At 53.9% G+C, this 16,294-nt stretch carries 11 protein-coding genes and 1 pseudogene; 7 read left to right on the forward strand and 5 right to left on the reverse strand.

From position 1 onward, the window contains the following. Positions 1 to 17: 17 nt before the first annotated feature. Together ACHZB8_RS18880 and ACHZB8_RS18885 are read left to right on the forward strand one after the other, a co-directional pair. On the forward strand, positions 18 to 1,094 hold the full coding sequence (locus ACHZB8_RS18880; protein ID WP_316862604.1) for a sn-glycerol-3-phosphate import ATP-binding protein UgpC: 1,077 nt from the start codon (positions 18 to 20) through the stop codon (positions 1,092 to 1,094). 16 nt (positions 1,095 to 1,110) lie between these two features. Continuing rightward, positions 1,111 to 2,061, forward strand: a complete 951-nt coding sequence (locus tag ACHZB8_RS18885) for a glycerophosphodiester phosphodiesterase family protein (protein ID WP_316862606.1) — start codon at positions 1,111 to 1,113, stop codon at positions 2,059 to 2,061. Between the two features lie 158 nt (positions 2,062 to 2,219). Here the strand turns inward: ACHZB8_RS18885 and iolB are convergent, their stop codons facing one another. The 5 genes and pseudogenes from iolB to iolG form a co-directional block, all read right to left on the reverse strand. Then, positions 2,220 to 3,026 (reverse strand): 5-deoxy-glucuronate isomerase, encoded by an 807-nt coding sequence (iolB, locus tag ACHZB8_RS18890; RefSeq protein ID WP_316862607.1) that lies wholly within the window; start codon positions 3,024 to 3,026, stop codon positions 2,220 to 2,222. Between the two features lie 23 nt (positions 3,027 to 3,049). After that, the gene (iolE, locus tag ACHZB8_RS18895) at positions 3,050 to 3,943 is read right to left on the reverse strand and encodes a myo-inosose-2 dehydratase (RefSeq protein WP_316862608.1); all 894 of its coding nucleotides are present in this window, start codon (positions 3,941 to 3,943) and stop codon (positions 3,050 to 3,052) included. 60 nt (positions 3,944 to 4,003) lie between these two features. Continuing rightward, entirely contained in the window at positions 4,004 to 5,839 is a 1,836-nt protein-coding gene (gene iolD / locus ACHZB8_RS18900) for a 3D-(3,5/4)-trihydroxycyclohexane-1,2-dione acylhydrolase (decyclizing) (protein ID WP_316862610.1), read from the reverse strand. Positions 5,840 to 5,851: 12 nt separating this feature from the next. Then, a pseudogene (iolC, locus tag ACHZB8_RS18905) lies at positions 5,852 to 7,787 on the reverse strand (5-dehydro-2-deoxygluconokinase). A gap of 51 nt (positions 7,788 to 7,838) precedes the next feature. After that, complete coding sequence (gene iolG / locus ACHZB8_RS18910) at positions 7,839 to 8,840, reverse strand: inositol 2-dehydrogenase (RefSeq protein ID WP_316862611.1); 1,002 nt, start codon at positions 8,838 to 8,840, stop codon at positions 7,839 to 7,841. A 194-nt stretch (positions 8,841 to 9,034) separates the two neighbouring features. Here iolG and ACHZB8_RS18915 point away from each other — a divergent pair, with 194 nt between their 5' ends. The 5 genes from ACHZB8_RS18915 (at position 9,035) to ACHZB8_RS18935 (ending at position 16,289) form a co-directional block, all read left to right on the forward strand. Continuing rightward, positions 9,035 to 10,057 (forward strand): substrate-binding domain-containing protein, encoded by a 1,023-nt coding sequence (locus ACHZB8_RS18915; RefSeq protein WP_316862613.1) that lies wholly within the window; start codon positions 9,035 to 9,037, stop codon positions 10,055 to 10,057. Positions 10,058 to 10,089: 32 nt separating this feature from the next. After that, entirely contained in the window at positions 10,090 to 11,436 is a 1,347-nt protein-coding gene (locus tag ACHZB8_RS18920; protein WP_316862614.1) for a glycosyl hydrolase family 28 protein, read from the forward strand. Positions 11,437 to 11,626: 190 nt separating this feature from the next. Next, complete coding sequence (locus ACHZB8_RS18925; protein WP_316862615.1) at positions 11,627 to 12,724, forward strand: LacI family DNA-binding transcriptional regulator; 1,098 nt, start codon at positions 11,627 to 11,629, stop codon at positions 12,722 to 12,724. Between the two features lie 554 nt (positions 12,725 to 13,278). Further along, entirely contained in the window at positions 13,279 to 15,174 is a 1,896-nt protein-coding gene (locus ACHZB8_RS18930; protein ID WP_316862796.1) for an ABC transporter substrate-binding protein, read from the forward strand. A 128-nt stretch (positions 15,175 to 15,302) separates the two neighbouring features. Next, positions 15,303 to 16,289: an ABC transporter permease gene (locus ACHZB8_RS18935; RefSeq protein ID WP_316862617.1), complete on the forward strand. Its 987-nt coding sequence runs from the start codon at positions 15,303 to 15,305 to the stop codon at positions 16,287 to 16,289. Positions 16,290 to 16,294 lie beyond the last annotated feature (5 nt).

Here is a 16,294-nt window from a genome sequence, read left to right on the forward strand (position 1 = left end):
GACCACAGGAAACTCTCATGTCAAAAATCAAACTAGAAAATATCCGCAAATCCTATGGTCCCAACGAAGTCATTCACGGGATCAATGGCACCATCGAAGAAGGTGAGTTTGTCGTCATCGTCGGTCCATCAGGCTGCGGCAAGTCTACCCTGCTGCGCATGATCGCTGGCCTTGAAGGCATTAGCGACGGCGAGATCAGGATCGGTGATCGCGTGGTCAACAAGCTGGAACCGGCACAGCGCAACATCGCGATGGTCTTTCAGAATTATGCGCTTTATCCTCATATGAGCGTCTATGACAACATGTCCTATGGCCTCAAGATCCGCAAGGTTCCCCGTGACGAAATCCGTCGAAGGGTCGAGGCAACCGCCGAGATTCTGGAACTGACACCCTATCTCAAGCGCTCCCCGCGTCAACTGTCAGGCGGCCAGCGTCAGCGTGTTGCCATGGGGCGCGCCATCGTCCGAGAGCCGAGCGTCTTCCTGTTTGACGAACCCCTGTCCAACCTTGATGCCAAACTGCGGGTTCAGATGCGCCTTGAAATCAAGAAATTGCAGGAACGCCTCGGCATCACCTCGGTCTATGTGACACATGATCAGGTCGAAGCCATGACCCTGGGCCACCGCCTCATGGTTCTGAGCGCGGGCAATGTCGAGCAATATGGCACGCCAATCGACCTTTACGACAAACCCGCCACTCTGTTTGTCGCCACATTTATCGGCTCTCCGGCCATGAATATACTTGAGGGGAAACTGTCTGATGATGGCAGCTTGGTTCTGCTTCATCAGGGGGAGAAAATTCCCCTTGAAAGCCCACTGGCTGAGCATGGCGGCAAAAAGGTAAAGCTGGGAATGCGACCGGAACATATTCGCTTGGCAGAAGAAAGCAATACACTCTTTTCCGTGGTTACGGATGTCGTTGAAGAGCTTGGAGCTGACACGATCATTCACGCCAATTTCGGCAAGGAGGATGAAAGCATCACGGTTCGCCTCGATGGTGTACATCGTGTCCAGAGCGGTACCCGTTTTGACTTGACAATCGACAAGAGCAATCTACATGTTTTCGATCCCGAAAGCGGATTGCGCATCAACTGATCAACAAGGCCCAAATATGACGAATCCCAAATTGAATGCTCAGCGACGCGTGATCGAAATCCATGGTCATCGCGGTGCCCGAGGCCTTATGCCCGAGAATAGCCTTGAAGGTTTTCTGTATGCCTTGTCCATCGGAACGCGCACGCTCGAAATAGATATTCAGATGACCGCCGACAATATCCTTGTCGCGACGCACGACTTTCTTCTTTCCAAAGCGCAGACCAGAATGATTGACGGCTCATGGCTGGAGGGCGACAGCCCGGAGACGATTTCCCTCTCCCTTGAGGAACTGAAGCAGTTTGACATAGGCGGCCTTAGAAGTGGCACAGACTATGCGGCCAGTTTCCCCGATCAGGCTTTTCTTGAAAATGTGCGAATTCCCTCGCTTGATGAGGTCTTTGCAACATGCAAGTGGTATGAAGAGCAAAACAACGCGCCAATCACCGAGCTTAATATCGAGATCAAGTCAGACCCGAGACAATCTGTTCATAAGGCACGATCGGAAAGAGTCGTTGACGAGCTGATAGAGACCATTTCAGAACATCGGATGGAGGACCATGTCATCATTCAGTCATTTGACTGGTCGCTGCTCGATCTGGTCAAAGACAAGGCTGAAGTCCTCAAGCGGTCCTATCTCACGATCTCGGGCAACCATACAGCCCATGCAACCTGTTATCCGGGATCTCCATGGCTTGGAAAAACCGAGTTTGGCGATGTTATCGACAGCATTCCAAAAGCGGTTCACGCAGCAGGTGGCAAGTCCTGGTCGAGTCATTTCAAGGATCTTGACGAGCACCTTGTGAAGGAAGCGAGAAACCTTGATCTCAGAATTCTGGCCTGGACGGTTAATGAGCCGGACGATATTTCCCGAATGATTGACCTCGGGATCGACGTCATCATCTCCGACTATCCCTCACGCGTCCAGCGCAAGCTCCTTGATCATGGCATGCACTGGGTCAAATCCTGATATGGAAACAGACCCCTGGCTGCCAACGGATTTCCCGGCCATCCAGCCACAGTCTCCTGAATGGCGTCGCCATAGTACAAAGAATATCTTGCAACAAAAAGGCTGCCAGAGATCGCTCCGGCAGCCTTTTTCATTGAACCATGCAAGACTGTTTTAAGTCAGGCATCCCTTTCCATGATCCATTTGTGATCAGGGTCCGGCTCAAAACGCCATTTGCGCAATGGGCCAGCCATCACATTGAGATAATACATCTCATAGCCATAGGGCGCACCACATGGATGATGTCCTTTGGGCACGCAAACCACGTCACCATCTTCCACCGCCATGGTTTCGTCAAGCGTGCGATCATCGGTATAAACCCGCTGAATGCCGAAGCCTTGCGCCGGATTGAGACGGTGATAATATGTCTCTTCAAGATAGGTCATGTTCGGGAAGTCATCCTCATCATGGCGATGACTTGGATAGGATGACCAGTTACCATCCGGTGTGAAGACTTCCGTGACCAGAAGGCTGTCAGCGACATCCTCGGCCTCCATGGCAATATTGTTGATATAGCGCGTGTTGGCCCCCTTGCCTCTGGCAGTCAGTTCGATACTATCCGGCCCCAATCGTCGAGCCGGGTAGTTCCCCTTGCCGGGGGCAGAACAAACCGCGATTTTGCAATTGGTCGTCGCGACAGCCTTCCATTGAGACCCATTTGGAACATAGAGGCAGTGGGGAGGCGTGCGCTCGAACACCGACATCCGATCTCCCAACTCGCCCCAATCCTGCCCACAAGCTTCAAACTGCGCCTTGCCTTCGATCATGACGAGAATGACCTCGCGATCACCGGTTGCCTCAGCCGCACTCTCACCCGGAGCAAGATCATACAAGCCGAAACCGACATAGCCCCAATTGGCGCTCTCCGGCGTGATATCATGGACTTTGCCATGCTTGGCCACCGGCTTTTTCAATAGATTGGACATAAGTATCCTTTCCGTATTTTCTATCAGACGAGACCCGCCTCGGCTGCCAGCTCCTTGAGGGCTTCAAGACCCATTGACTGGTATTTGTAAGGGTTCCGGACATCCGGATCCTGCTCGGCTTCGATCACCAGCCAGCCCTCATAATCATTCTCGGCAGCACTTTTGAGCACAGGCAGGAAATCGACGGCACCGTCCGGATCACCCGGTACGGTAAAGACGCCCCGGCGCACACCTTCAAGGAAAGAAAGCCCCTCTTCGCGGACCTGTTTCATGATATCGGGACGCACATTCTTGGCATGAATATGGGCAACCCGGTCCATGTATTTCTTCGCAATCTCGGCAACATCGCCACCACCGAAATAGCAGTGACCAGTATCGAACAGAAGCTTTGTCGCAGGGCCCGTTGTCGCCATCAGCAGATCAATCTCACGCGGAGATTCGACAACCGTGCCCATATGGTGGTGATAAACGAGGCTGATGCCCTGCTCCGCCGCAAACTGGGCCAATGCTTCAACACCTTGACCGAAGACTTGCCATTGTTCATCACTCAGAACCGGCTTGTTGTTGACCGGCAGGGAGTCCTCGCCATGAATGGCGTTGGAGGTCTCGCACGTGATGATCACCTTGGAGCCCACCGCCTTGAGCAGATCCAGGAAGGGCTGCATCGCCGCCTTTTCTTCCTCGATCGTGTTGGTGAGCAGGTTGAGCGAGTGCCAACCCGAGACATATTTCAGTCCACGGCCACCGAGCTCTTTTTCAATACCTGCCACCGTCGTTGGCAATTTGTGGCCTTTCTCGATGCCATCAAAACCGATCTTTGCGGTTTCATCCAGACATTGTTCCAGGCTGATAGCTGCGCCAAGGGTCTGATCATCATCGTTAGACCAGGCAATTGGGTTTGTGCCAAAAAGAATCATCGACTTACTCCTCCACACGAGAGTCTCGTTTTTCCTTGATCCGATTTCTCTGGCCAGACGTCAGTTTCGCGTCGCCAGATGTTTCAAATAGTCCGCCCGTGCCTTGTTGACTTCCTCGCGTTCACTGATCTCGGGCACAGCCACATCCCACCAATGCCCACCATCGGGTGTGGAAGGATAAGGGTCCGTATCGATGACGACGACAAACGGCCCCTCACATGACTTGGCATCTTCCAGTGCAGTCTCAAGCTCTGCGATGGTGCCGACCTTGCGCGATGTCGCTCCCATTGCGGCACTATGCATGGCAAAATCGATATGAGCCTCATTCACATGATGAGCATGGTCGAGCAGGTTGTTGAACTCGGCCCCCCCTGTCCCCATCTGCAACCGGTTGATGCAGCCAAAACCTCGGTTATCAGTGAGCACGATTGTGATCTTCACACCCATCATGACAGCCGTTGCCAGCTCGGAATTCATCATCATGTAGGAGCCATCCCCCAGCATGCAGACGACATCCCTCTCGGGCTCAGCCAGCTTGATACCCATCGCTCCGGCAATCTCGTAACCCATGCAGGAATAGCCATATTCCATGTGATAGGCTCCGGGACGCGGCGACTTCCAAAGCTTGTGCAATTCGCCCGGCATGGTGCCCGCTGCGCACATGACAACACTATCGGGCCCAGAGGCTCTCTGAACCGCACCGATCACCTGTTGATCGGTCGGCAATGCGTTGGCTGCCAGCTCCGCCTCTGCGGGTGCAGCGGTAAGCGGATCAACGGCAGCAAACCAGTTTGTCTTGAGCATCGGGTCCGGTGCCGCAAAGCTTACTCCCTCAAGAGCTACGCCCAATGCCTTCAGCCCCACAAGAGCATCGCACTGAACAGGCAATGCACCATGTTTGAGAGCATCATAGGCGGCGACATTCAGGCTGATGAGCGTCTTGTCAGGGTTCTTGAACAGAGCCCATGACCCGGTCGTGAAATCCTGAAACCGGGTACCGACACCGAGCACCAGATCCGCTTCCTCGCAGACCTTGTTGGCGCTCCCTGTTCCTGTCACTCCGACGGCTCCCAAATTCATGGGATGGTCCCATGGCAGGGCCGACTTGCCAGCCTGACTTTCAACAACGGGGATCTGATGCGCTTCAGCAAAATCCTTCAAGGCCTCGCATGCACCGGAATAGTGCGTGCCGCCTCCTGCGATAATCACCGGCTTGCTGGCCGCCTTGATTGCCTCAACCGCTCGCACGAGTTCACCCTCGTCGGGTTTGATGCGGCGTTGATGCCATATACGTGGCTCAAAGAAGCTTTCCGGATACTCATAGGCCTCGGCTTGAACATCCTGACAAAAGGCAAGCGTCACCGGTCCGCAATCTGCCGGATCCGTCATGGTGGCAAAGGCACGCGGCAACGCCGTCAGCAAATGCTCCGGACGACTGATGCGATCAAAATAGCGCGAAACCGGACGGAAACAGTCATTGGCGCTTATCGTACCGTCGCCAAAGCTTTCCACCTGCTGCAAGACAGGGTCTGGCCCACGATTGGCAAAGACATCTCCGGGAATGAGCAGGACCGGCAGGCGATTGACATGGGCAAGAGCCGCAGCGGTCACCATATTGGTCGCACCCGGACCGATGGAAGAGGTCACGGCCATGGCGCGTTTGCGGCAACTTTGCTTGGCGTAGGCAATGGCCGCATGGGCCATGCCTTGCTCATTGTGGCCACGATACGTCGGCAGCTTGTCTTTGGCGTGGTAGAGCGCTTCGCCAAGACCTGCCACATTGCCATGCCCAAAGATAGCCCAGACACCGGAAATGAAGGGAACGCCGTCCTCATTCATTTGCGCACTTACATAGCGGACCAATGCCTGTGCAGCGGTCAATCGAATGGTTTTCATGCTGTCCTCCCCTTATCCCTGACCTTTGGCCCTTGCGCGCGCGTCATCCCAGATGGTGCACAGAGCACGATATGTTTCGCGCATCTCCATCACGGCAGTCTCGTCGCCAATAGCTCCGGTCATCCAGCGCCTTGCAACATCGCCGAAAATGGTCCGTCCGACAGCAAAGCCTTTCACCAGATCGAATTGGGCCGCCTGCTCAAAAGACGCCTTGAGCTCCTCTGTTGGAGCATCCAGCCCGAGCACCACGATCCCGCGGGTATGTTTGTCATTGGCTTCAATGGCATCGACCACCGCTTGCCACTCTGCATCGCTCTTGAAGGGCTCCAGCTTCCACCAATCGGGATAGACGCCGATATCATAGAAGCGCTGGATAATCGCTGGCGTCGCGTTCACGTCGACATCCCCTACCTTGGAGGGGATGACTTCGAGCAGGAATTCCAGCCGATTGCGGCGTGATGCAGTAAACAGGCGTTTGACCACAGCCTCCTGTTCGGCCTTCATTTCCTCGCTGTCGTCCGGGTGATAAAAGCACAGGCACTTGACGACATGATCGAGCGGCCATTCGCTGAGGCCACCGAAATCCTCTCCAAGCTGCGGCTCCAGACGCAAGGGGCGCGAGGCTGGCCACTCGGTAGGCCTGCCGATCCACAGCCCCTCTCCTGTCACCTTGTCCAGTGCATCGCGACCAAGACGTCCGTCACACAAAAGACCATAGCCTTGCCGCCCCTCGGCCACATCAAGCGCAACCCTGACGCAAAGCTCTTTGAAGGCACCGATTTTCTCAACCGTAGCCCCATCCATGTCTTCCAGCTGGATGCGATGATCAAAAGCGAAGATATGCATGTTTGACCAGTCACCCCTGCCTTTGTTCTTCAGGCTGATCGGGCGACGGTTGGTGGACCAGTGCAGCTGTTCCAGTTCCTTGTCCTTGCGCAAGGCCTTCACCTTGACGCCTCTTTCAAGGAAGAATTGCAGCTCTTCCCAACTCGGATAGGCAGGTGTGCAGCCATGGCGAGAAACAGCAAAGGCTCCGCAGGCATTGGCATATTTGAGCGCAGTCGGCCAGTCTTCCCCCGTCAGCCAGCCTTTGAGCAGCCCTGACATGAAACCATCGCCCGCACCCAGCACATTGAAGACCTCAATCGGGAAGCCGGGTCCGGCTTGCCCGTCATCAAGATCATCGGGAATGGCGTCCGTGAAGGCCACGGCCCCCATGGCTCCTCGCTTGCAGACAAGGGTTGCCTTCGACACGGTCCTTACAGCGCGCAGAGCCTTGACGGTGTCAGTGGTACCCCCTGCAATATGGAACTCCTCCTCGGTACCTTACGATCAGATCGAAAAGGTGGAGGGTCGATTGCAGCTTGGCGGTCACCTTGTCCGAAGCAATGAATCGGTTCTCCCCGTCCCCATGCCCGGAAAGCCCCCAGAGATTGGGACGATAATCGATATCAAGCGCCGTCAACGCCCCGTTGTCCCGCGCCAGCCGCAAGGCCTTCAAAATGGCACTCTCGGTATTGGGGTGGGACAGATGGGTGCCGGTCACCGTGACACAGCGGCTTTCAGCAATGAAATCCGGATCGATATCCTCTTCACATAGCGCCATGTCTGCGCAATTCTCACGATAGAAGATCAGAGGGAACTGTTCGCGATCCCGGATGCCAAGAAGCACCAGAGCGGTAAGCCGCTGAGGGTCCGTGACGACACCGCGCGTATCCACCCCTTCCCGCTCCAGTTCCTCACGAATGAAACGGCCCATATGCTCATCGCCGACACGTGTGATCAGGGCTGATTTCAGCCCCAACCGCGCCGTACCGGTTGACATGTTGGTGGGGGATCCCCCCAGATATTTGCTGAAAGAACCCATGTCTTCCAGTCGACCGCCAATCTGTGCCCCGTAAAGGTCTACAGATGACCGTCCAATCGTGATCACATCCAGTTTTGTCATACCGATGTCCCTACTCGTCGTCTTGCTGTCTGATCTTCGTGCGTATCGATTCTAAACCGAGATTTCCTCAAGGCGAACCGTACGGCCTTCTTTCAAGGACAAATTTGCGGCTTCCGCCAGCAACAGGGCGTTCACACCGTCCTTGAGCGTTGCCGGAAAATCGTGTTTGGCCTCGATTGCCTCAACGAAGCTGGCCCACTCGATTGTGTAGGCTTTCATATAGCGTTCAAGGAAGAAATGTTCGGGCTTGGCCGAGACCACCCCATCGGCGGTTGACTTGACCACGGTATTCTCAAGCATGTTTTCTGCTGAAAGCATGCCCGATGCTCCAAGCAACTCGATCCGTTGATCATAGCCAAAGGCTGCTCGGCGGGAATTTTTGATCACAGCCAGACGCCCATCGGCAAATTGCAGGGTCACGACGGCCGTATCAACATCTCCGGCCTTGCCGATTTCAGGATCAACGAGACTGGCCCCCGTTGCAGTGACCCCTACAGGGCAATCCCCATAGAGCCAGCACACCATATCAAAGTCATGGATCATCATATCTCGATAAAGACCGCCCGAGACCTTGACATAAGACACCGGCGGCGGGGCCGGATCAAAGCTTGTGACGGTAAGCAATTCGCCCTTGCCGATTTCACCTGCATCAAAGGCGGCTTTCAGCGCCGAGAAATTTGGATCGAATCGACGATTGAAGCCGATCATGACCGGGTGACCGGCCGTCTCGGCAACGATCTGACATTGCCTTGCCCGAGCCAGACTGAGATCGACGGGCTTCTCGCAAAAGACCGCTTTGCCTGCCTTGACTGCCGCCTCGATCAGATCCGAATGTGTGTCGGTAGAACTGGCAATCAGAACCGCGTCGATACCGTCATCCTTGAAGATGTCCTCAGCCGAACAGGCCTTGATGCCATATTGCGCGGCCAATTCTTCTGCCGCCTGCCCATTGACGTCCGAGACAGCAACCAGACTCGACTTGTCATTCTGCGCAACACTATGCGCATGGACACGGCCTATCCGGCCTGCTCCCAGCAAACCTACCTTCAACATGATTTCCTCCCCGCGGAACACTTGATTCCTGCGCAATTAATATTTCCTCAATCGCAAAATGTCACAGTTTGCTCGCGCGAGCAAGATAGTTTTGCTCCCGTGAGCAAAAATTTGCCAACACCCCGAAATGTGTTTATGTAAAGAAGGGTTTCTCGGTGCATGAATGACAAGCCGAGCCAGGGAGTGCCATCTTAATGGTCAAAAACACGACGATCTCGGAAGACGTCCCGATCACGGCGGACCATGTGGCCAAGGCCGCTGGCGTGTCCCGCTGGACGGTGAACAGGGCCTTTCGCCGCGACGCATCCATTTCGGACAAGAGTCGGGAAAAGGTATTAGCCGCAGCAGCAAAGCTCGGCTATGCCCCGGACTTGCTCGCATCAAGCCTCGCCTCCGACCGGTCCAATCTCGTGGCCCTGCTGGTTGATGACTTCGGCAACCCGCACAAGATGGTCATGATTGAACAGCTGACACGCATTCTCAGATCCAGCGGCTGGGACAGCCTGCTTGTCAACATGCTCAGCGAAAGCGATGCGCCTGACGCCCTTGTCAATGCCAGCCAACGACGCGTGGACGCCACCATCCTGCTGGGGGTGGAATTTGGCGAGACGGTTCTTGCAACCGCTCAGGGAGCACGCAAGATAAAGAAACTGATTGTTTTTGCACGCTCATCCGACAACCCCGACACAATTTCGATCTCTACTGACGACGAGATCGCCATTGGTGAGATTGCCGACTACTGTTTTCAGAAAGGATACAGGGCACCCCTCTTTGTGGCGGGCCCCGAAACCCTGTTTGCCCACGTGGCAAGGCAAGACATCTTTTGCTCTCTTTGGCATCAAAAGACCGGAGCAACGCCCCCAGTGATCCGGACATCGGCCTATGACTCGAGACTGAGTTACAAAGCCGTTGAACAGCATCTGGAAACCCTTGAGGAGACAGGCAGACCCGATGTACTGGTCTGCGAAAATGATGCCCTCGCCATCGGCGCCATAGACGCGATCCGTCACCGGCTCAACCTGCGCGTTCCCGAAGACATCGCAGTCATCGGCTTTGACGATGTGCCTTTGGCGAGCAACCCCAATTATGATTTGACAACCTATCGCCAGCCAATCGAAACGATGGCCGAATACATGATTGAAGTCCTTGAAAATCGGGTAGAAAGTGAGCTTTCCCAGATTTTCAAGGGGCAATTGATCATTCGACACAGTGCCTGATTTCACAATCAAGCAGGCATTTGGAGGACCCCATGCCGGATAAAAGATATGAATTTACGCCACGCGACGGAGATTGCACCAAGGACCTGCAAGCCGCGATCGACCAATGCGCTGGTGCAGATGTGACGCTGGTCCTGTGCGCAGGGACACATTTTTGCGCGGGACTGGAGCTGAAATCAAACCTCAGCATGCATCTGCAAGAAGGGGCGATCCTGTGCATGCTGGATGGCTATGAACGCTATGCAAAGAACACGGTTGGCGTGATTGCAGAGGATTCGGATCGGGCCATGCTGGTCGCCTCTCACCAGAAAAACATCAGCCTGTCGGGCAAGGGGATCATAGAAGCTCATGGCGAAGCCTATATTGTAGGCGCGCTGGAGGAAATGGGCACGCACATTCCGGCAGCAAAACGCCCGCGAACGCTTGTCATCGAGCATTGCGAGAATTTCAGCCTGTCAGACATCACGATAAAGGATTCCCCCATGTGGACCATCCACATGGTCAATTCCAGGACAGTCAACATCGAACATGTCTGCGTCGACAATGACCGCAAAATGCCCAATACGGACGGCATTGTCATCGATGCCTGCGAGGCTGTCAGCATCAGTCATTGTTCCATCGCCACGGCAGATGACGGCATTGTGCTGAAAACAAGTGCCAAAGGGAACAGTCTGGAGCCGGTAGGCATTTGCAAAGCCATTTCCGTTGCCCATTGCACCATCGAGAGCCACAGTTGCGCACTCAAGATCGGAACAGAAAGCTTCGGAGACTTCGAAGCCATCAATTTCACCCATTGCACCATCGAACGGTCCAACCGCGCCCTTGGGATCTTTTCCCGTGATGGCGGCAACATAAGCAACGTCAATTTCTCGGATATCTCGGTTGATTGCCATGAAACCCCGCAAGGGTTTTGGGGATCGGGGGAAGCCATTACAGTCAACTGTCTGGACCGCCGCAAGGAATTGCCTGCCGGCAAGATCGAGAATATCACTTTCTCCAACATTACCGGACGCATGCAGGGGGCCATCAATCTCTATTCAGACAGCCCTTCGGGAATCGACCGGATCTTTTTCCGTTCTGTCGCACTTGAGCAGGTGGAGGGTCCCTACAATTCAGGCCGTTTCGACGTGCGCCCCACGCATTTTGATCTGGCCCCGTCTCCGGATGCCGCCGGCCGCGCCAATGCCTTTGTGAAGGACGAGAATGGTGAAGTCATCGGGCTAGTCCCCTACCCTGATGGACAACCAGGCATTTTTGGGCGTAACATCAACGGGCTAATATGCGAGAATGTCGAGATCAAGCGCCCCTCGCCTTTGCCTGCTGGCTGGAACACGAATGTGTTCATGATGGCAAAAGATGAGTCGCCCCTCTGGACCTAGTCGTCCATTGTGGGGCATGTGTCACCATCCCAAAGGCGCAGACATGAAATAATTTTCACCAACTATTCACAATTCGGAGATAAGAATCCTCACAAATGCGCGGAAAAATATCCAGAATGCTGCCATTTTTCTTTCCCTTCCTTTCATTTGTTGCTAGATTTCGTGAAATATTTTTCACAAAGGTAGCATAATGAAGCGCAGCAATCGCAAGGTTAGCATCAAGGATGTCGCATTCCGCGCAGGTGTTGCAAATTCGACCGTATCGCACGTGCTCAATGGTACTGCATCCATCTCGAGCGAGGTTCGGGCTCGCGTCCTGACCGCAGCCAAGGAACTGGGCTATCTGGCCAAGCGGGAAATGAAAGCCACCATATCCGTGCTCGACACGATATTGCTGGCCGTGAATGAAGAGGCTTTGCCCGCCAGTGAATCAAACCTGTTTTCCTGGACCATTCTCAACGCCCTGTCCAACAGCTGCAAAACGCGTGGCGTCAAACTCGTGCCGAGCCCGGCCGCAGGCACGCTCGAACCCCGTCAAATCGTCGAAACGGCAAAAGCCGCCGAAGCCGATGGCATCATCATCATCAACGAAGATAACAGTCCCTTTCTTGAAGCGGTGCGCAGTTCAGGCATTCCTGCGGTTCTGATCAACGGCGAAGATCAAGAGATGCATATGGACAGTGTCGCGCCAGGCAACCGGTTTGCTGCCAAACAGGCAACCAACTGGCTGATAAGTCACGGCCATCAAAAAATCATGCATCTGACATGGAATGGCAGGATGACAATCAGCCGCCGCCTCGATGGCTTTCTGGACGCCGTCGATGACCATGGGATTGCGCGAGAAAAGGCACCAATCGTCCGTCTGGAAGGATATGACCAGCAATTTGCCGAAGACGCCATTTATCGCTGGCTCGACGAGCATGGCGGAATGGACGGAGTGACCGCAGTCTTCGCTGCATCAGACAATCTGGCAATCGGAACCATGAAGGCACTCACAGCAAGAGGCCTGTCCGTCCCGGATGATGTGTCGGTCATGGGATTTGACGGTGTGTCTCTTGGCGAGTTGGTGCATCCACCATTGTCCACTGTCAGAGTTCCTCTGGAACAGATCGGCCCGGCGGCCTTAATTCTGCTCGAACAACGCATCCTGGATAACAACGAAAATCGTGCCGCGCACCGTCTTGAACTCGGCTGCTCCATCATCGCACGCGACAGCGTTGCAACCTTGGCCACGGCACAGAAATCGACAGACGAAGCCTCGCCCGATTGCGGATCCCAAAACCAATAACTTCACGCAAAAGCGCCTTGATCAAGGACTTGCATGCATTGAGAGCAAACGCGTGCGCATAACCTCATTTACGCAGACCGCTCGAAAAACACGACATCAAACTGACATCAGACCCTGCTGCAATAAAAGTCGTTGATCCGCCCGGCATGACTCACTCACAGATTTCAATAAGGCAAATTGGCAACCAGCCCCTTTCGCAGAAAAGATGCCCGGCTGATTCCGCGTCCGATCGTCATGAGCAATCTGGAACCTTTCGGCTCGAACTCCGCTCGATCTGCTGAACAAACCGCTCACCAAGGCCTCTCAAATTCCACGCGATCCGGATATATGCACCTATTCATCCCTGTCCGCTAAATGAAAATATTTTCATATTGCGAAGTCAAAAAGCTTATGATTATTATGTTTTTATGTGAAAATGATCCGACCTAATGTGAAATTATTTTTATTTTTGTTTTGGTTCCCAACCAAACGGAAATCACCTCGGAGCAGTCACATACAGGGAAGGAATTTCTTGGCGAGTTTAGCTTCGCCACAAGTGGAGGACACCCAGAGTGATGATCAAAACTGGTTTACTTACATCTATCGGGCTTGGCCTGATGCTTTCGACATCGGCCTATGCATTTCAGGAAGCTCCAATATTGGCAGAGATGGTAAAAGCCGGTCAGCTGCCCCCCGTTGAGGAGCGTCTGCCAGAAAAACCAACTGTTGTTAAAGCCCTTTCCGTCGGCCAATATGGTGGCGTCTGGAAACGCGCCTTCAAAGGCCCCGGCGACCGTTGGGGACCAACCAAACTGATGGAAGAGCGCGTTTTGAAATATGCTGCAACTCCTGAAGGCAATGTTGAGCTGACCCCGGCATATATCGAAAGCTATTCGGTCAATGAAGACTCGAGCGAATTCACCTTCACCCTGCTCAAAGGCATGAAATGGTCAGATGGCCATGCCGTGACCACGGAAGATGTGAAATTCTGGTACAACGATATCTATAACAACAAAGAAATCACTCATAACCACGAGTCATATCTCGCTCCGGGTGGCAAACCATTGACGGTCGAGATCCTTGATGATCGCACCTTCACCGTCAAATTCTCTCAGCCTTATGTCTATTTCCTGAATATTCTGGCTCAGGACTCGACTGGCACCGCCGCCTTCCTTGACCGTCCGTCTTTCCTTGCTCCAGCCCATTACCTGAAAAAATTCAACAACCATTATGCTTCTGCCGAAGAGCTGGCAAAACTGGCTGAAGAATACAAGGTAGAAGACTGGACCAAACTTTGGGGCTCCAAAGGCAAGGTAACGGCTTGGTGGTTCAACGAAGATCTGCCAGTCATCACAGCATGGAAAGTCAAGGGCGGTGTCATGGGTGACAAGGTCACCATGGTTCGCAACCCATATTACTGGGCCGTTGATCAGGAAGGCAACCAGCTTCCATATATCGACACCATTGAGCATCGTTTGTTCGAGGCACAGGATGCCTTCAACCTGATGATTGTTCAGGGTCAGATCGATATGCAGCAACGCTATGTGACCGCCAACGACTTCACCTTCTACAAAGAGAATGAGGAGAAAGGTGGATATCATGTCGGAGCATCCAAATCTGCGAACGTCTGGTCTCTGGTTCCAAACCTGACTGTAAATGACGAAGGGCTGCGTGCATTGTTTGAAAATGCCGATGTCCGCCAAGCTCTCTCAATTGCCATTGATCGTGAAACCATCAATGAGCTTGCATTCTCGGGCCTCGGCGAAGCCCGCAGTGCGTCTCCGATTTCCGGGTCTCCATATTTCAACGCCGAGCTTGAAGCCCACTGGACGGCCTATGATCCGGACAAGGCCGATGAGCTACTAGATGCAGCAGGTCTTGATAAACGGGATTCCGATGGTTTCCGCCTGCGCCCTGACGGGAAACGCTTCCAGATCGTCGTGGAAAACAACAACGACGCCTACAACAACCTGCTTGAGCTGGCCGCAGATAACCTGCGCGATGTTGGCGTGGAAATGTTGCCTCGCCTGATCGACCGCACCCAGTGGGACGACAACCGCAAGAACAACAACTTCCAGATGCAGTTGATACCGTTCGACCGTTTGTCTATCGTTCCTGCTGATCCTCGCATCATGATGGGCAGTGATTTCTTCGCCAACGAGTATTTCACCTGGTATCGCACCGGGGGAGAAAGTGGCATCGAGCCACCTGCTGATCATCCTATTCGCAAAGTCTGGGCAGATTGGGACCGTGCGTCTAGCGCTGGCTCACTTGAAGAAGCAGACAAGGCAACCAACGAAATGATTGCCGAATTTGTGAATAACGGCTGGGTTATCGGCCTTATCGGTGAAGTCAGAACCCCAATCATCGTGAAAAACAACTTCCACAACCTTCAAGAAGGGTTGGTCGAAGACAACATCACCCGCGGTATCGGCATTGCCCGGACCCAACAGATGTGGATTGGAAAATAACTCTGTCTTCCAGACTACCGGAGTGGCCGTTGGCCACTCCGGGGCTTTATACTCCCTATAGCATCGGGTTTGATCCAAACCCGTGCACGGGAGGGGTGCATCTCTAAAAAATAAGCGTGGTAACACAGATGCTCGACTTCGTCGTCAAACGAGTCTTATGGGCCATTCCCGTCCTGGTGGTCGTATCCTTTGTTTCCTTTGCCATCATCCAGCTGCCACCGGGGGATTATGTAACCGCCCTGGTCGCTGAAATGCGCAATAACGGAGAATTCCTGACCCTCACACAAGAAGAAGATCTGAGAACCTCGATGGGGCTCAATGATCCGATGCTGATACAGTATTGGCGCTGGATTTCAGCCATTATTCTGCATGGTGATTTTGGTCAATCCTTCCACTGGAACGCTCCGGTCTCAGACCTCATCTGGGGACGCTTGTCGATCACCCTAATCCTGTCCACCCTGTCCCTGATCTTCACCTGGATCATAGCCATTCCGGTCGGCATCTATTCGGCCACACGGCAATATTCCCTGTTCGACTATGTTTTCACGGTCTTTGGCTTTTTGGGAAAAGGGATCCCGGACTTTTTGCTCGCCCTCGTGCTTATGTGGATGGGTTTTGCCTGGCTGAATATGGATGTTGGTGGTTTGATGTCACCAGAATTTGAAAATGCCCCATTCAACCTGGCGAAGTTTAGCAATATTCTCAGTCACATATGGATACCGGTGGTGGTTCTTGCCACAGGCGGAGCCGCTGGTCTGATCCGCGTGATGCGCGCAAACATGCTCGATGAACTTGGCAAGCCCTATGTCGAGACAGCCTATGCGCAAGGTTTGAGCGAACGGCAAGTGGTCTGGCGTTATCCAGTCCGCGTTGCGCTCAACCCCTTCATCTCGACGGTCGGCTGGGCGCTACCTGCCCTTTTCTCGGGGGACATCATCACCGCGGTCGTGCTCAACCTGCCAACCACGGGGCCGTTGCTGCTGCAATCCCTCAAGATGCAAGACATGTATCTTGCAGGCAGTTTCATTCTGATCCTTAGCGTCTTCACCGTCATCGGGACGCTGATCTCCGACGTTCTTCTTGCGTGGTCTGACCCGCGCATCCGTTATTCGTGAGCTTG

Source organism: uncultured Cohaesibacter sp. (assembly GCF_963556055.3).
GTDB lineage: Bacteria > Pseudomonadota > Alphaproteobacteria > Rhizobiales > Cohaesibacteraceae > Cohaesibacter.